The following is a 17,015-nucleotide window of genomic DNA, read 5'->3' on the forward strand; positions in this document are numbered from 1 at the left end:
TTTTATAAAAAGAGTTTGTTGAGCTCGTGGGCAACGCCATCTTGGTCATTGGTCAAAGACAATTGCTGGTCGGCGTATGGAAGAAGGTCGGTATTGGCATTTTTCATGGCATAGCCAGTGCCAGCAAAGGACAGCATCTCAGTATCATTTTGCTCATCTCCAAAGGCAATCAGATTTTTACGGTCTACATGGAGAACATTAAGCAGGTACTGAAGGGCAAAGGCCTTATTGACACCTTTGGGAGCACACTCGAGGATGTTGAGTGGGCCGCCCCAAGAGTTGATAGAAAGTTCATGCTGGTAAAAAGCATTCATTTCCTCTGCCAGAGCATATTTGTCAGATGCTCGCGTCTGCAAGAGAATGGCGTTAGGATTCTCCGTTACCAGATTAGCTTGAAACTGGTTTTCTGGCTTGAAAGCATCGATGCCAAATAGCTTAGGATCAGCAATTTCTTCATTGGGATTGGTGATGTAGAACTTATTGCGGTATTCGCCAGCAATGAAATCCGCTTCAATCTCATCCCTGCGCTTAACCATATCCAGTAGAAAGGACTTATCCAGCGTCAGCGATTTTTCAAAGTCCCATTTCTTTTCTGGAATATGAGTCAAAGAGCCATTGAAGTTGATCATGGGCGTATTGAGCTCTAATTCTTTATAATATTTCAAAGCCATGCGGTAGGGCCGGCCTGTTGTGATAATAACCTTATGGCCCTTTTGAGAAATTTTTTTGATGGTTTCTTTGGTGAAATCAGACAGATTGCTATTAGAGTCCAGCAAGGTTCCGTCCAAGTCCACAGCGATTACTTTTTTTGTCATGTGAGTCTCTTTTCAGTGATAATACAGACTATTATAACAGAATTCAGTGTAAATAACACGACTTATGTTATAATGGTGCTCTAATCAGTCACAATTATGACACACCGAGGAGGAGCTTTTCGTATGCGTAAACCGATCATGATTCATGCTCTTTTTCTGATGATTGCCTTTTTTATCTATATACAATCTCTAAATGGCGGTCCTACCTATCTCATCTGGAATATGACCTTGGCCTTAATCAGCTATGATGCTGCTGTATTGACGCTTTTATTCAAGAAACAGAAGTGGATCTATCCTCTTCTTTTCCTGTTGTGGTTGCTTTTCTTCCCCAACACTTTCTATATGATTACTGATTTGATTCATATGACTTGGGTAGCAGATGTTCTGAGTAAGCCAAGTGTTTTTCTGCTCTTTTTAGCTTTTGTTTCCAGTATTTTATTCGGGATTTTCTGTGGTATGGAGAGCTGGTATGTCATCAAGGAGCGTTGGAAGCTTAACTGGTATTTGGATCTATTGCTGACGGCAGCTCTGTCGGCTGTGTCCAGTCTGGCTATCTACATAGGACGTTATGATCGCCTCAATAGCTGGGATTTATTACTTCATCCACAGCTGGTTCTACAGAAACTCTTGCAAACTTTGCAGCCTGATCGACTGCCTTTCATTCTTGGTTTTACCTTTTTACAGTTTATGAGTTTGGTATTTCTGATGAAAGATAATAAAAAATAAGAACAGCGAGACATTCACCTTGAAAAAGTGAATGTTTTTTATTATAATTTAAACTATCGTTCGCGAATAAATGAAATTCGATCTGTTTTTCTTTGTTTTTGAACTAGATATTAGAAATTTTACTCAAAAGGAGATTTATTGAAAAATGGATAAATTTTTCAAACTGACCGAAAAAGGGACAGATGTCCGGACAGAGGTTTTGGCAGGTCTGACGACTTTCTTTGCCATGTCCTACATTTTATTCGTCAATCCGGCCATGCTGGCTCAGACAGGTATGCCCAAGCAGGGTGTTTTCCTAGCTACGATTATCGGGGCTGTTGCCGGAACCTTGATGATGGCCTTCTTTGCCAATTTGCCTTATGCGCAGGCACCGGGTATGGGGCTGAATGCCTTTTTCACTTTTACGGTCGTCTTTGCCTTGGGCTATACTTGGCAGGAAGCCTTGGCCATGGTCTTTATCTGCGGGATTATTTCACTCATTATCACTTTGACCAAGGTGCGTAAGATGATCATTGAGTCAATTCCAGGCTCCTTGCGAGCAGCTATTTCAGCTGGGATCGGAGTCTTTCTGGCCTATGTAGGTATTAAAAATGCTGGCTTGCTCAAGTTTTCAATCGATCCGGGCAATTATACAGTAGCTGGCAAAGGTGCAGATAAGGCTGCAGCGGCTATTACAGCTAATTCAGCAGCAACTCCAGGTCTGGTAGACTTTAACAATCCAGCGGTCCTAGTAGCCCTGGTCGGTTTGGCCATCACAATCTTCTTTATCGTGAAAAATATCAAGGGTGGGGTTATCCTATCCATCCTAGTAACGACAGTGGTAGCTATTCTGGTTGGCTTGGTTGATTTGTCAGCTATTGACTTTGGGCAGAATAACATTGGTACTGCTGTTAATGAACTGGGACAGATTTTTGGGGTGGCAGTAGGCCCGAAAGGTCTGGGTGCCCTTTTGGCAGATTCAGCTCGCTGGCCCCAGACCTGTATGGCCATTCTGGCTTTCTCCTTGACAGATATTTTTGATACTATTGGTACTTTGATTGGGACTGGTGAAAAGGTCGGGATTGTGGCGACTTCTGGGGAAAACCATGAATCAGAAGGTTTGGATAAGGCGCTTTACTCGGACCTCATCGGAACCTCTATTGGAGCCATTGCTGGAACCTCTAACGTGACGACTTATGTGGAGTCTGCAGCTGGTATCGGAGCTGGAGGCCGAACAGGTCTGACCGCCTTGGTCGTAGCCATCTGCTTTACGGTGTCAAGCTTCTTTAGTCCGCTTTTAGCCATTGTTCCTAACGCTGCAACTGCACCGATTCTGATTATTGTGGGGATTATGATGCTAGCTAGTCTGAAAAATATCCATTGGGATGATATGGCAGAAGCCATTCCAGCTTTCTTTACTTCTATTTTTATGGGATTTGCCTACTCTATCACTCACGGGATAGCAGCTGGATTTATTACCTACACTTTGGTCAAAATCTTCAAAGGTCAAGCTAAGGATGTGCATTCTATGATTTGGATTTTGGATCTTCTCTTTATTTTGAATTTCGTAAATCTGGCTTTAAATTAGGTCTAAACATTGCTGGATTTCCTTGTGTCTAGTGAAGTTTGGATAGCTTATATTTTCAGTATAAAAAATCAGCTTTTTGCGGCTGATTTTTCTTTTGCAAAATTAAGCAGAAAAAATTTTTTTCTGGTATAATAAGAGAATGTTTAGTCATAATGAGGAAGAATTAATTCAGTGGGGTCAACGTCTGGGCAAATTGCTTCAGGCAGGGGACGTACTGGTTTTAACGGGAGATTTAGGAGCAGGGAAGACAACCTTTACTAAGGGTCTGGCTCTAGGTTTGGGCATCAGTCAGATGATTAAAAGTCCAACCTATACCATTGTTCGGGAATACGAGGGGCGCTTGCCGCTCTATCATCTGGATGTCTACCGCGTCGGAGACGATCCAGATTCCATTGATTTGGATGACTTTCTCTTCGGGGAGGGTGTGACGGTCATTGAATGGGGGGAGCTGCTGGGAGAAAATCTGCCTGATAACTATTTAAAATTAAGCCTCTTGAAAAAGGAAGATGGACGTGAATTGGTTTTTGAAGCCCAAGGAAAGCGAGCCCAAGAGCTGCTTGAGGGACTGCAGAATGACTGAATATGAATTGTGCTTGCGAGAAGCGGAAAAAACAGATGCAGCTGAGCTGATTGCCTTCCTCAATCAGGTTGGGTCTGAGTCAGATTATATGACGCTGGATGAGGCTGGAATCTTGATGAATCAAGAGCAGATGGCTTCATTCATTGAGCATCAGGCTGCTTCTAGTAATCAGCTTTATCTGTTGGCACTTTTAAATGGTGAGATTGCTGGCCTAGTCAGCATCACAGCTGATTTCCATGAGCGAATTCGCCATATCGGTCAAGTCTTTGTTGTTGTGAAGAAAACTTTCTGGAATCAAGGACTGGGACGCATATTGCTGGAAGAGGCACTGACTTGGGCAGAAGATTCTCAAGTTATTAGACGTTTAGAATTGAGCGTTCAGGTTAGAAATGAACGAGCGGTTCACCTTTATAAAGATTTAGGATTTGAAATTGAAGGCTTACAAAAAAGAGGAGCCTATTTAAAAGAAGGGATATTTCTTGATGTTTACCTGATGGGTAAACTGATAGACTAAAAAAGATATGTTTAAAAAGATTATAATGATGTTTCTCAGCCTCCTTGTCGTAACGACAGCTGGTATCGGTACTTATGCTTGGACGATCTATGGTCAGTCAACAGATGAACTGTCCAAGACTTATAAGGGCTTGGGAAATGAGACAGATGTCATTTCTGCGACTAAGCCCATGACCATCTTGCTGATGGGTGTAGATACAGGGAGCGGATCCCGCGAGGATACTTGGGTTGGGAACAGCGATACCATGATCCTCCTGAGCGTGAATCCAAAGACTAAGAAAACAGTCATGATGAGTTTGGAACGTGATATTCTGACTCAGATTGATGAAAATGGTCAGACAGTTGAAGCTAAGCTGAATGCAGCCTATGCGACAGGCGGAGCAGAGTTAGCCATTTCGACTATTGAGGGCTTGATGAATATCCACATCGATCGCTATGTGATGATCAATATGCAGGGCTTGGTTCAGTTAGTAGACGCAGTAGGTGGTATTGAGGTCAATAATACCTTTGACTTCCCAATTTCTATTGAGGATAATGAGCCTGAGTATACTGCCAAGGTTGAGCCAGGCAAGCAAACCATCAATGGTGATCAGGCGCTGGTCTATGCTCGCATGCGTTATCAGGATCCAGAGGGTGACTATGGCCGCCAAAAGCGTCAACGTGAAGTAATTAAGAAAGTGGTTGAAAAAGTTCTCAGTCTCAACAGTGTCAGCCATTATCAGGCTATTTTAAAAGCTGTCAGCAGCAACATGCAGACCAATATCGCGCTTGATTCAAAAAGCATTCCACAATTGCTAGGCTATCAGGATGCCTTTAAGAACATCAAGTCTGAACAGCTACGTGGAGAAGATGCGACCTTGCCTGATGGTGGAAGCTATCAGCTGGTGACGTCAGAGCATCTGCTGAGCATGCAGAATCTAATCCGCAAGTCTCTGGGCTTGGACACAGTTAAGAGTCTGAAGACCAATGCTGTTCTCTATGAAGATATTATGGGCGGCAACAGTCTAAGAAGCAGCAATAGCAGTAGTACATCTAGTAGCACAGAAAGCTATAGCAGTTACCAGAATTCTTATAGTCAGCCTACTTATAATAATGGTTATGAGAATTACTCTTATCCGTCGACAGATACAACAGTTGGAACTACGAATACGACTCCGGTTGCTCCAGCAGCTTCCTCTGCTCCAGCGGCAGATGTCAGTGTCAGCACCCCACAAAGTCAGCCAGTAGTCAATACGACTACAGAGTAAAAAAGTTAAATATAAAAAGAGGCCGGGACAAAATGTCTCGGTCTCTTTTGGTAATGACAGGAGGTTCTTGACGCAGTAGCGGATTGGAGTTTTTGTTTCCCTATCATCCATCTTTTCTCTATTGAGACTCGTACTTTTCCCAGATGTCTTTGACTTGCTGGATCTGCACTTGAGCTTGGTTTTCAAGGACTTTATATTTATAAGTAAGATCTTGAGCGATGTCTTTGACTTGCTCTTTTTGCTCTTGAATGATGGCAATATTTCGTTGGATATTGGCTAGACTGTCCTTTACCTTGTCCAGACTATCGGCTGTTTCAGTGATTTCAGTTTGGATTTTTTGCCGGTTTTCAACCAGCTTGTAGCTGGCTGCTGCGGCACCGATAAATAGGAAAATATTTGAAAGTTTCATATTCCCTCCTTAAGCTTGTGCAATCTTCTCAGCTAATTCGACCAGAGCTGGAAAGTCTGGTTCGTGGGCTGCGAAAGTAATCTTGAGGTCATCTGCATCACTGTAGCGCGGTGCCAAATGTACATGGGTGTGAAAGACGGTCTGTCCAGCAATTTCTTCGTTGTTGTTGATGATATTCATACCAGCTGCACCTGTGGCTTTCATCACCTTACGGGCAATGTCAGGTACGCGAGCGAAGAGCTGACTGGTGCTGTCGGCATCCATATCCAGCACATTTCGGAAATGCTCTTTAGGGACAACCAAGGTATGACCTAGTGTTACCTGGGAAATATCTAGAAAAGCAAGGACTTTCTCGTCTTCATAGACCTTAGAAGAAGGGATTTCTCCGGTAATAATTTTACAAAAAATACAATCAGCCATAAATGGTACCTCTATTCGCTAGATTTTGTTATAATATAAGAACCATTATACCAGAATTCGGAGAAAATATGTTAGAAATCAAAGAGCTTACGGGCGGCTATGTTAATATCCCGGTTTTAAAGGATGTCAGCTTTGAAGTGGGCAATGGCCAGCTGGTTGGTCTGATTGGTCTCAACGGTGCGGGCAAATCCACGACTATCAATGAGATTATTGGTCTTCTGACGCCTTATAAGGGGCAGATTCAGATTGATGGACTGGAGCTGCGGACCAATCCCAGCGATTACCGCAAGAAGATCGGTTTTATTCCGGAAACGCCTAGTCTCTACGAAGAATTGACCCTGCGTGAGCACATTGAGACGGTAGCTATGGCTTACGACATTGAGCAAGAAACAGCTTTTAAGCGCGTGGATAAGCTACTGGAAATGTTCCGACTCAAGGAAAAACTGGATTGGTTCCCTGTTCACTTTTCAAAAGGGATGAAGCAAAAAGTGATGATTATCTGTGCTTTTGTAGTTGATCCCAGCCTTTTTATCGTAGATGAGCCTTTTTTGGGTCTGGATCCGGTAGCTATTGCAGACCTTATCCAGCTCTTGGATGAGGAAAAGAAGAAGGGCAAGTCGATTCTGATGAGCACCCATGTTCTGGACTCTGCCGAGAAGATGTGTGATAGTTTTGTAATTCTGCACAAGGGTCAAGTACGGGCCAAGGGCAGCTTGACTGAGCTGCGGGCTCAATTCCAAATGCCGGATGCTAGTCTGAATGACATCTATCTAGCCCTGACAGAAGAGGCAGCGCTATGAAAGAATTATTTGCCAAACGAAAGCAGGAATTTCGTCAGCAGTGTCTGAAATACCTGCGCTATGTTTTTAATGATCATTTCGTGCTCTTTCTGCTGATTTTTACGGGATTTTTAGGTGTTCAGTACAGTCAGCTTTTGCGACATTTTCCGACCAATCTCCTACCTATTATTGCTAGTCTAGTTATTCTATCGGTCTTTATCCTGCCTTTTGGACGGATTGCGACTTATCTGGAAAAGCCGGATGCTCTCTTTCTCTTGGTCAGAGAAGCAGAAGTCAGGACTTTTATCAAGGCTCAGATTCTACGTTCCTATCTTTTGTACGCAGTCTTACAGACTGGAATCTTACTGCTACTGGCCCCGCTTTTTCTGGCTCTGGGATTGCCTGTTTGGGGCTTCGTGCTCTATTGCTTCCTTATGCTAGTCTTGAAATGGTTTTTGTTTCAGGCTAAGGCTAAGAAGTTCTTTACTGAAAATGGTCTAGATTGGCAGGCTCTGGTGGCTTATGAAGCAGCTCGAAAACAGATGATTCTCCGCTTCTTTGCTCTCTTTACAAATGTTAAAGGCATTTCAAACAGTGTCAAGCGCCGGGCCTATCTGGATGGTTTGACGAGACTTGTGGGCAAGCAGCATGGCAAGACCTGGCAGAATCTCTTTTTGCGCTCTTACTTGCGAAATGGAGACTTCTTTGCTCTTACCTTAAGACTGCTCTTTCTAGCTCTTTTGGCCTTGGTTTTTGTCAGTCAAGCTTGGATTGCTGCAGCTTTTGCGGTCTTGTTCAATTACCTCTTGCTCTTCCAGCTGACGGCCTTGTACGAAGCTTTTGACTATCAGTTTTTAACCCAACTTTTTCCGATAGAAAGAGGGGAGAAGCTGAAGGGAGCAAGACAAATTATCACTTCGATTGGCAGCAGTGTTCTCTTGGCTGAAGTGCTGACTGCTCTGCTCTTTTTCCAAGACAAGACAGCAGTGCTGGCCATGCTGGGAGCAACTGCCCTACTCTATCTGTTCTATCTGCCGTTTAAGTTACGGAGATTGGTTGACTAAAAGAGGTAAAACTAGTAAAATGATAAAGAAACTTTTTACGGAGGGGAAACATGGACTTGGTTGATAACGAGCTGACCCTGACACCGATAGCTGGTAAGAGCGGAAAGGCCTATATGGGGACTTATCCGGACGGGGGGCGCGTTTTCGTCAAGATGAATACAACCCCTATCTTAGCAGGCTTAGCTCGAGAACAAATAGCACCGCAGCTTTTGTGGAGTCGCCGGATGCCGGACGGCAATGTTATGAGCGGGCAGGAGTGGCTTTCAGGCACTATTCTGACCCCAAATGATATGTCCAAAAAGCAAGTAATCAATATTTTGACACGGCTGCATCGCTCGCGCCCATTGATGACGCAGCTGACCAAGCTGGGCTATACTTTGGAAACGCCGACTGATTTGCTGAATGCTTGGCTCAATCAAGTGCCGCTTGCTTTGAGGAATAATCAATATCTGCAATCAGTTATCCGAGACCTGCGCCAGACAGTGCCGGCCTTTCGCGAGGATTATGCAACCATCGTTCACGGAGATGTGCGCCACAGCAACTGGGTAGAGACCGACAGCGGGCTTATTTACTTGGTGGATTGGGATTCTGTGCGTCTGACAGACAGGATGATGGATGTAGCACATATTTTGAGCCATTATGTGCCTGATTCAGGTTGGCAAGAGTGGCTGAGCGCTTACGGCTATAAGTATAATCAGACTGTTTTCAATAAGCTATACTGGTTTGGTCAGTATTCTTATTTGATGCAGATTGCCAAATACTATGAAAACAATGATTTAGAAAATGTGAACCGGGAGATTTACGCATTACGAAACTTCCGTTCCAAATACGGAAGAGGACAATGAGAGTAAGGAATCGTAAGGGAGCGACGGAACTGCTAGAGGCGCATCCCCGGTATGTGATTTTAAATCCAGCAGACGCCAAGGGCAGATGGCAGGAGATTTTTGGCAACGACCATCCCATTCATGTAGAGGTTGGCAGTGGCAAAGGAGCTTTTGTGTCCGGTATGGCCAAGGCCAATCCGGATATCAACTACATCGGGATTGATATTCAAAAATCGGTTCTCAGCTATGCCTTGGACAAGGTGCTAGCAACGGATGTGCCCAATATCAAGCTTCTCTGGGTGGACGGTTCGGATCTGACTGATTATTTTGAAGATGGCGAGATTGACCGCCTCTATCTGAACTTCTCGGATCCTTGGCCCAAGAAACGTCATGAAAAGCGCCGTCTGACCTATCAGTCCTTTCTGGCGACCTATCAGCAGATTTTGCCGGAAAATGGAGAAATCCACTTCAAAACGGACAACCGCGGTCTTTTTGAGTATAGCCTAGTAAGCTTTTCACAGTATGGTATGAAGTTAAAGGGCGTGTGGTTAGATTTGCATGCCAGCGACTTCGAGGATAATGTCCTGACTGAGTATGAGCAGAAATTTGCTAACAAGGGACAAGTCATCTACCGCGTGGAAGCAGCGTTTGAATAAGAAAGAGTCTTCGAGGAAATACTCCTTGAAGACTTTATTATTGGGAAAGAATTTTGCTTAAAAATAAGAACGTTTTAAGTGGAATTCCGTCTTAACAAGCTTACATGGCACATTTCCCTTGCATTCTGGGACTTGTCGTGCTATAATACTAATAATGAATAAGGAAAGAGAGGCGAGGAAGTATCTTCGCCTCTTATCTGTGAGGAGGTGTCGTCATATCGCAACGATTGTTGAATTGGTGAGGGAGGTTATTGAACCAGCCATTTTGGCCCCTTATGAATTAGTCGATATTGAGTACGGAAAGATGGGCGGGGACTACGTTCTCAGTGTCTTTGTAGATAAGCCCGAAGGTATTACGGTCAATGATACAGCGGATTTGACGGATATTATCAGTCCGCTCTTGGATCAAATCAAGCCAGATCCTTTCCCGGAACAGTATTTTCTGGAAGTGACCAGTCCAGGCTTGGAGCGTCCGCTCAAGACCAAGGAACAGCTAGCCGATGCAGTCGGCAGTTATATCCATGTCAGTCTCTATAAGGCTGTTGACAAGCAGAAAGTCTTTGAAGGCACCTTGCTGAGCTTTGAAGAGGATGTTCTGCTCATGGAATATCTGGACAAGACTCGCAGAAAAGAAGTCGAAATTCCCTACAGTCTGGTTTCCAAAGCCAGATTAGCCGTTAAGTTTTAGCCGCAGAAGCAATATAGAAAAGAAAGGAACACTTTTGTTTCGGCAAAAGTCACATGAAAATGAGTAAAGAAATGCTAGAGGCCTTCCGCATTCTGGAAGAAGACAAAGGAATCAAGAAAGAAGATATCATTGACGCAGTGACTGAGTCACTCCGCTCTGCCTATCGTCGTCGCTATGGTCAGGCAGACAGCGCAGCCATTGAGTTTGACGAAAAGTCAGGAGATTTCCGTGTCTATACTGTTCGCGAAGTCGTGGACGAGGTCTTTGACAGCCGTTTGGAAATCAGTCTCAAAGATGCCTTGGCTATCAGTTCAGCCTATGAATTGGGAGATAAGATCAAGTTTGAAGAAGCGCCAGCTGAATTTGGCCGTGTCGCTGCTCAGTCTGCCAAGCAAACCATCATGGAAAAGATGCGCAAGCAGACCCGAGCAATCACCTACAATACCTACAAAGAGCATGAAAATGAAATCATGAGCGGGACGGTGGAGCGCTTTGACAATCGCTTTATCTATGTCAATCTTGGCAGCATTGAAGCGCAGCTATCGAAACAAGATCAGATTCCTGGTGAGGTCTTTGCCTCTCATGACCGCATCGAAGTCTTTGTCTACAAAGTAGAAGACAATCCTCGCGGTGTCAATGTCTTTGTAAGCCGCAGCCATCCAGAGATGATCAAGCGCTTGATGGAGCAGGAAATCCCTGAAGTCTATGACGGAACTGTGGAAATCATGAGCGTGTCACGGGAAGCAGGCGATCGGACTAAGGTAGCCGTTCGCAGTCATAATCCTAATGTTGATGCCATCGGAACAATCGTCGGACGCGGTGGAGCCAATATCAAGAAAATTACTAGCAAGTTCCATCCTGCCAAATACGATCCCAAGAGTGGCCGTATGGTACCGACTGAAGAAAATATCGACGTCATCGAGTGGGTAGCAGATCCAGCTGAATTTATCTACAACGCTATTGCTCCTGCAGAGGTTGACCAAGTTATCTTTAACCAAGAAGATAACAAGCGGGCCTTGGTTGTCGTACCGGACAGCAAGCTTTCTTTGGCTATCGGCCGTCGCGGACAGAACGTTCGCTTGGCAGCTCATTTGACAGGCTTTAGAATTGATATCAAGTCTGCCACTGAGTTTGAAGAAATGGAAGCAGCCAATGAACTGGGCGGATTTGCTCAGGAAGCAGAAGAAATTCTTGCAGATGCAGATGTTCTAGAGACAGAAGTTTCAGCAGCAGAAGCAACTGACTTTGACGCAGCTGCAGAGGAAACTGTACTAGAAACAGCTGGTTTAGAAAGCGAAGCTGAAGAACTAGATTAAGGGGGCTGGAATGGCAAAAACAAGAAAAATCCCTTTAAGAAAATCAGTGGTGTCCAACGAAGTGATTGACAAGCGCGATTTATTGCGGATTGTCAAGAACAAGGAAGGTCAAGTCTTTATCGATCCGACAGGCAAGGCCAACGGACGTGGGGCCTATATCAAGCTGGACAATCAAGAAGCCCTTCAAGCTAAGAAGAAGCGGGTCTTTAACCGCAGCTTCAGTATGGAAGTGGACGAGGCTTTCTATGATGAGTTAATCGCTTATGTCGATCATAAGGTCAAAAGAAGAGAGTTAGGTCTTGAATAAAGAGAAACTTGCAAATATGCTGGGACTGGCTCAGCGGGCCGGCCGCATCATTTCTGGTGAGGAGATGACCGTCAAAGCTATACAGGAGGGAAAAGCACATCTGGTCTTTTTGGCCCAGGATGCAGCTCCTAATCTCAGCAAGAAAATCACTGATAAAAGTCGTTACTACCAAGTAGAAGTATCAACCGTGTTTTCAACACTGGAATTAAGCTCTGCCATTGGCAAGGCCAGAAAAGTGCTCGCCGTGACAGATGCTGGTTTTACAAAGAAAATGAGGTCTCTTATGTAATAGAAGAGGAGGACAAGATTTGTCTAAAGTAAGATTGTATGAAATCGCCAAAGAACTGGGAAAAGAAAGCAAGGAGGTAGTGGCTCGTGCTAAGGAGCTGGGATTGGATGTCAAAAGTCATTCATCCAGCGTAGAAGCTGACGCTGGTGAGCGAATCAAATCCAGCTTCAAGAAAGCAGCCGCACCTCAAGCTCCTGCAGAAAAGCCTGCAGCAGCTCAGCCATCACCGCAAAAAACTCCTGCCAAAGAGGCGGCGCCAGTCAAGGCAGAACAGACAGAAGCAAAAGTAACTGCTAAGCCAGAAGCGAAAGCAGAAACGGTAGCACCTGTCAAGCGCCCGCAAAGCCGGAACTTTAAGGCAGAGCGTGAAGCGAGAGCCAAAGAAGAGGCAGAGCGTCGTAAGCAGCAAGGTAACCGCAAACCACAAAACAAAGAGCAAGGCAAGCGTGAGGATCGCGATAATCGAAATAAGAATCGCGGAAACCGCAACGACCGAGATAGGGGCAATCGTCCAAATGACCGTCGCGATAATCGTGGTCAAGATGGCCGCCGCAATGGTCAGAATCATCAAGGATTTAACGGTCAAAACCGCCAACAGCCTCAACGGCCGAAGATTGACTTCAAGGCCCGGGCCGCAGCTTTGAAAGCAGAGCAGAATGCTGAATACGCTCGCTCCAGCGAGGAACGCTTTAAGCAAGCACAAGAAGCTAAAGAAGTTATGGAACGGCAAAACCGCCGCAAGGAGCAGCCTAAGGCAGAAGCAAGTGCACTAGTTCAGCCTGCACCAGCTCCATCTGCACCAGCAGCGAATCCAAGTCCAGCGCCAGCCGCTGTGGATACGCGTCGTAAGAAGCAAGCTCGACCAGATAAGAAGCGCGATGATTTTGATCGCGAAGAAGAAGGTCCAAGAAAACAACAAAAGAATCGAAGCAGTCAAAATCAAGTGAGAAATCAAAGAAATAGTAATTGGAATAAAAACAAGAAAAATAAAAAAGGAAAGGGCAACAATAATCAGGCACCAAAACCTGTTACAGAACGTAAGTTCCATGAGTTGCCAACTGAATTTGAATATACAGACGGAATGACCGTTGCAGAAATTGCAAAACGGATCAAGCGCGAGCCAGCTGAAATTGTTAAGAAGCTCTTTATGATGGGCGTAATGGCAACGCAAAACCAATCTCTTGACGGCGATACTATCGAGCTCCTCATGGTGGACTACGGTATCGAAGCTAAGAAGAAGGTGGAAGTTGACACAGCTGACATTGAACGCTTCTTCGTAGAAGAAGGTTATATCAACCAAGATGCCTTGGTAGAGCGTCCACCGGTTGTAACCATCATGGGACACGTTGACCATGGTAAAACAACACTCTTGGATACCCTGCGTAATTCTCGCGTAGCAACAGGTGAAGCAGGGGGTATCACTCAGCACATCGGTGCTTACCAGATCGAGGAAAGCGGCAAGAAGATTACTTTCTTGGATACGCCTGGCCACGCGGCCTTTACTTCTATGCGGGCCCGCGGTGCCTCTGTTACGGATATCACTATTCTGGTCGTGGCAGCTGATGATGGTGTTATGCCGCAAACGATCGAAGCGATCAACCATTCCAAAGCCGCTGATGTCCCAATCATCGTAGCCATCAACAAGATTGATAAGCCGGGAGCGAATCCTGAACGTGTGATTGGTGAATTGGCTGAGCATGGTGTCATGTCAACAGCTTGGGGCGGAGATTCTGAATTTGTTGAAATCTCAGCGAAGTTCAATCAAAATATCGACAGCTTGCTTGAAACAGTCCTCTTGGTGGCTGAAATTCAAGAGCTCAAGGCAGATCCGACTGTTCGAGCGATTGGTACAGTCATTGAAGCCCGTCTGGATAAAGGAAAAGGTGCTGTCGCAACCCTTTTGGTTCAGCAGGGAACTCTGAATGTGCAGGATCCAATCGTTGTTGGTAATACCTTCGGTCGGGTTCGGGCTATGACCAATGACCTAGGCCGTCGCGTGAAGGTAGCTGGACCATCTACACCGGTTTCCATCACTGGTCTCAATGAAACTCCGATGGCTGGTGACCACTTTGCAGTTTATGAAGATGAAAAAGCTGCGCGTGCAGCCGGTGAAGAACGCGCCAAACGTGCCCTTCTCAAACAGCGTCAAGCTACTCACCGCGTCAGTCTGGAAAATCTCTTTGATACCCTCAAAGCTGGTGAAGTTAAGTCTGTCAATGTTATCATCAAGGCTGATGTACAAGGTTCTGTAGAAGCCCTGTCTGCTTCCCTACAAAAGATTGAAGTGGAAGGCGTTAAGATTACCATCGTCCACTCAGCGGTTGGTGCTATCAATGAGTCAGACGTAACACTGGCGGAAGCTTCAAATGCTTTCATCATCGGATTTAACGTTCGCCCTACATCTCAAGCTCGCCAGCAGGCAGAAGCTGATGATGTCGAAATCCGTCTCCACAGCATTATCTACAAGGTTATCGAGGAAATGGAAGATGCCATGAAGGGGATGCTGGATCCAGAATACGAAGAAAAAATCATCGGGGAAGCTCTTATCCGCGAGACCTTCAAGGTTTCCAAGGTTGGTACTATCGGTGGATTTATGGTTATCAACGGTAAAGTTACACGTGATTCCAAGGTTCGCGTTATCCGTGACGGCGTCGTGATTTACGATGGGGAGCTTGCCAGCCTCAAGCACTTCAAGGATGATGTTAAGGAAGTTACTAACGGCCGCGAAGGTGGACTCATGATTGATGGCTACAATGACATCCAAGTAGATGACACGATTGAAGCCTACGTCATGGAAGAAATTAAGAAGTAAGATAAGAAGTAGGTTAAAAACTCGCAGTAAAATCATATTTGGCGGAAGTCTATACTTCTAGTTCCACATCTTTTTCACAAAGAGTTTAGATCGAATTTCATTAATAAAAACTAAACATATAAGCTAGGCCTAGCCTAGCTTATATTGCAGAAAAGAAAATTAGAAAGGAAATCTCATGGCAAACAATTTTCGTACAGACCGTGTCGGCATGGAAATCAAGCGCGAAGTCAATGAAATCTTGCAGAAGAAAGTTCGTGACCCGCGGGTGCAGGGAGTGACCATTACCGATGTCCAAATGCTGGGCGACCTATCCATGGCCAAAGTCTACTACACGATTATGAGCAATCTGGCCTCTGACAATCAAAAAGCTCAGACCGGTCTGGAAAAAGCGACCGGTACCATCAAGCGAGAGCTGGGTCACAATCTGAAGATGTACAAGATTCCAGATTTGACCTTTGTCAAGGACGAATCCATCGAGTATGGCAATAAAATCGACCAGATGCTTCGAGATTTAGATAAAAAATAAAGCAGAAACTCAGCTGTTATGGCTGGGTTTTCTTATTTTTTAATTTAATATAACAATTTTTTGCAAAAATAGGTATATACCATTTACAAATAAAAAAGAAAGAGTTATAATATAGTCAAGAAAACTCAGAGATTCAAAAGCGGGAGTTAGAAATAGCTAGAGTAATAAGCTAGCTCTATCACAGACTTCCACTTTGAATGGCCGAGAATACAGAAGTCAAGAACAAGGGAGGCAGTCTTATGCCTACATATATCAAAGCAGATCAATTTTTCTATCCTCAGGGAATCCGTCAGGGCGGTTATTTAGAGCTGATTGATGGCAAGTTTGGCAAGTTGGTGCAGTCTGTTCCGCAGGATGCAGAAGTCATAGACTACAGTGGCTACTTGATTGCGCCGGGTCTGGTGGACACTCACATTCACGGCTTCGGCGGTGTTGATGTCATGGACAATAACATCGAAGGAACTCTTCATACCATGAGTGAGGGTCTCTTGACTACCGGTGTGACCAGCTTTTTACCAACAACCCTGACCTCATCCTATGAGCGGCTCTTAGCAGTAACTGAAAATATCGGTGCTCGCTATCAAGAAGCCAGCGGGGCCAAGATTCGCGGTCTCTATTTTGAAGGACCTTACTTCACCGAGAAGTATAAAGGCGCTCAAAATCCGGCCTATATGAAAGATCCTAGCATGGATGAGTTTCGTGCTTGGCAGAAAGCCGCAAATGGCTTGCTCAATAAGATTGCTCTCGCGCCGGAGCGTGATGGCGTGGAGGAATTTGTCCGCACGCTGACGGATGAAGGTGTGACCGTTGCTCTGGGGCATTCTAACGCAACCTATGATGAAGCCAAAACTGCGGTCGAAGCTGGTGCCAGTGTCTGGGTTCACGCCTATAACGGTATGCGTGGCCTGACTCATCGGGAGCTGGGAATGGTTGGTGCCATGTATGAGTTGCCCCACACCTATGCGGAACTGATTTGTGACGGCCACCATGTGGATCCTAAGGCCTGTGACATCTTGCTCAAGCAGAAGGGACATGAAAATATTGCCCTCATTACTGACTGTATGACCGCAGGAGGACTTGAAGATGGTGACTACATGCTGGGAGAATTTCCAGTGGTTGTGGCGGAAGGAACCGCTCGGCTCAAGTCGACGGGCAATCTAGCTGGCTCTATCCTCAAGCTCAAGGACGGATTGAAAAATGTGGTCAAATGGGGCATTGCCAATCCTCATCAGGCGGTTATGATGGCTAGCCTGATTCCAGCAAAATCAGTCCATATTGATGATGTCTGCGGACAGATCAAGGAAGGCTACGATGCTGACTTTATCGTCTTAGATAAAGATTTAGAGCTGGTAGCTACTTATCTTGATGGTCAAGAACGATTCCATGTATGAGAACCGCAGGTATTTTAAATTAGTCTCCTTATATTTTTCAGAAAGAGCAGGGAAACCTGTTCTTTTTGATTGGCGGACAACTTGAT

Annotated in this window: 19 protein-coding genes; 16 read left to right on the forward strand and 3 right to left on the reverse strand. The window is 45.1% G+C overall.

Features of this window, described 5'->3' with window-relative positions:
• Positions 1-2: 2 nt before the first annotated feature.
• The gene (locus O3621_RS09810) at positions 3-815 is read right to left on the reverse strand and encodes a Cof-type HAD-IIB family hydrolase (protein WP_371514116.1); all 813 of its coding nucleotides are present in this window, start codon (positions 813-815) and stop codon (positions 3-5) included.
• 96 nt (positions 816-911) lie between these two features.
• Here O3621_RS09810 and O3621_RS09815 point away from each other — a divergent pair, with 96 nt between their 5' ends.
• The 5 genes from O3621_RS09815 to O3621_RS09835 all read left to right on the forward strand — a co-directional run bounded on the left by O3621_RS09815 (position 912) and on the right by O3621_RS09835 (position 5,448).
• A complete protein-coding gene (locus O3621_RS09815; RefSeq protein ID WP_125409662.1) occupies positions 912-1,541 on the forward strand; it encodes a DUF1361 domain-containing protein in 630 nt (209 codons plus the stop codon).
• Positions 1,542-1,686: 145 nt separating this feature from the next.
• Positions 1,687-3,108, forward strand: a complete 1,422-nt coding sequence (locus O3621_RS09820; RefSeq protein ID WP_125409664.1) for an NCS2 family permease — start codon at positions 1,687-1,689, stop codon at positions 3,106-3,108.
• A gap of 139 nt (positions 3,109-3,247) precedes the next feature.
• Complete coding sequence (gene tsaE, locus O3621_RS09825; protein WP_002908115.1) at positions 3,248-3,688, forward strand: tRNA (adenosine(37)-N6)-threonylcarbamoyltransferase complex ATPase subunit type 1 TsaE; 441 nt, start codon at positions 3,248-3,250, stop codon at positions 3,686-3,688.
• Positions 3,681-4,202 (forward strand): N-acetyltransferase family protein, encoded by a 522-nt coding sequence (locus tag O3621_RS09830; protein WP_371514117.1) that lies wholly within the window; start codon positions 3,681-3,683, stop codon positions 4,200-4,202. The genes tsaE and O3621_RS09830 overlap by 8 nt, the downstream gene beginning before the upstream one ends.
• 7 nt (positions 4,203-4,209) lie before the next feature.
• The gene (locus O3621_RS09835) at positions 4,210-5,448 is read left to right on the forward strand and encodes an LCP family protein (RefSeq protein WP_371514118.1); all 1,239 of its coding nucleotides are present in this window, start codon (positions 4,210-4,212) and stop codon (positions 5,446-5,448) included.
• Positions 5,449-5,566: 118 nt separating this feature from the next.
• Here O3621_RS09835 and O3621_RS09840 read toward each other — a convergent pair whose 3' ends face one another.
• Together O3621_RS09840 and O3621_RS09845 are read right to left on the reverse strand one after the other, a co-directional pair.
• Entirely contained in the window at positions 5,567-5,857 is a 291-nt protein-coding gene (locus tag O3621_RS09840) for a hypothetical protein (protein ID WP_371514119.1), read from the reverse strand.
• 9 nt (positions 5,858-5,866) lie between these two features.
• Positions 5,867-6,277, reverse strand: coding sequence for an HIT family protein (locus O3621_RS09845; RefSeq protein ID WP_314449246.1), 411 nt, complete (start codon positions 6,275-6,277; stop codon positions 5,867-5,869).
• 68 nt (positions 6,278-6,345) lie between these two features.
• On the opposite strand from O3621_RS09845, the gene O3621_RS09850 reads away from it, so the two are divergent.
• The 11 genes from O3621_RS09850 to nagA all read left to right on the forward strand — a co-directional run bounded on the left by O3621_RS09850 (position 6,346) and on the right by nagA (position 16,929).
• Entirely contained in the window at positions 6,346-7,077 is a 732-nt protein-coding gene (locus O3621_RS09850; protein ID WP_032911853.1) for an ABC transporter ATP-binding protein, read from the forward strand.
• Positions 7,074-8,120, forward strand: coding sequence for an ABC transporter permease (locus O3621_RS09855; RefSeq protein WP_314449249.1), 1,047 nt, complete (start codon positions 7,074-7,076; stop codon positions 8,118-8,120). Before O3621_RS09850 ends, O3621_RS09855 begins: the two co-directional genes overlap by 4 nt.
• A 50-nt stretch (positions 8,121-8,170) precedes the next feature.
• Positions 8,171-8,965, forward strand: a complete 795-nt coding sequence (gene ccrZ / locus O3621_RS09860) for a cell cycle regulator CcrZ (RefSeq protein ID WP_002893562.1) — start codon at positions 8,171-8,173, stop codon at positions 8,963-8,965.
• On the forward strand, positions 8,962-9,600 hold the full coding sequence (trmB, locus tag O3621_RS09865) for a tRNA (guanosine(46)-N7)-methyltransferase TrmB (RefSeq protein ID WP_314449253.1): 639 nt from the start codon (positions 8,962-8,964) through the stop codon (positions 9,598-9,600). The genes ccrZ and trmB overlap by 4 nt, the downstream gene beginning before the upstream one ends.
• Positions 9,601-9,799: 199 nt before the next feature.
• Complete coding sequence (gene rimP / locus O3621_RS09870; RefSeq protein WP_314449302.1) at positions 9,800-10,288, forward strand: ribosome maturation factor RimP; 489 nt, start codon at positions 9,800-9,802, stop codon at positions 10,286-10,288.
• Positions 10,289-10,347: 59 nt separating this feature from the next.
• Positions 10,348-11,604 carry a transcription termination factor NusA gene (gene nusA, locus O3621_RS09875; protein ID WP_314449304.1) on the forward strand — a complete coding sequence of 419 codons (1,257 nt, stop codon included), beginning with the start codon at positions 10,348-10,350 and terminating at the stop codon, positions 11,602-11,604.
• A 10-nt stretch (positions 11,605-11,614) separates the two neighbouring features.
• Complete coding sequence (rnpM, locus tag O3621_RS09880; protein WP_002893558.1) at positions 11,615-11,911, forward strand: RNase P modulator RnpM; 297 nt, start codon at positions 11,615-11,617, stop codon at positions 11,909-11,911.
• Positions 11,904-12,200: a YlxQ-related RNA-binding protein gene (locus O3621_RS09885; RefSeq protein WP_314449258.1), complete on the forward strand. Its 297-nt coding sequence runs from the start codon at positions 11,904-11,906 to the stop codon at positions 12,198-12,200. Before rnpM ends, O3621_RS09885 begins: the two co-directional genes overlap by 8 nt.
• Positions 12,201-12,219: 19 nt before the next feature.
• Entirely contained in the window at positions 12,220-15,012 is a 2,793-nt protein-coding gene (gene infB, locus O3621_RS09890) for a translation initiation factor IF-2 (protein WP_314449261.1), read from the forward strand.
• Between the two features lie 175 nt (positions 15,013-15,187).
• A complete protein-coding gene (gene rbfA, locus O3621_RS09895; protein ID WP_002908941.1) occupies positions 15,188-15,538 on the forward strand; it encodes a 30S ribosome-binding factor RbfA in 351 nt (116 codons plus the stop codon).
• A 239-nt stretch (positions 15,539-15,777) separates the two neighbouring features.
• Positions 15,778-16,929, forward strand: a complete 1,152-nt coding sequence (gene nagA, locus O3621_RS09900) for an N-acetylglucosamine-6-phosphate deacetylase (protein ID WP_314449263.1) — start codon at positions 15,778-15,780, stop codon at positions 16,927-16,929.
• Positions 16,930-17,015 lie beyond the last annotated feature (86 nt).

This window comes from Streptococcus sp. 20925_1_22 (assembly GCF_041431685.1).
In the GTDB taxonomy this organism is placed as follows: Bacteria; Bacillota; Bacilli; order Lactobacillales; family Streptococcaceae; genus Streptococcus.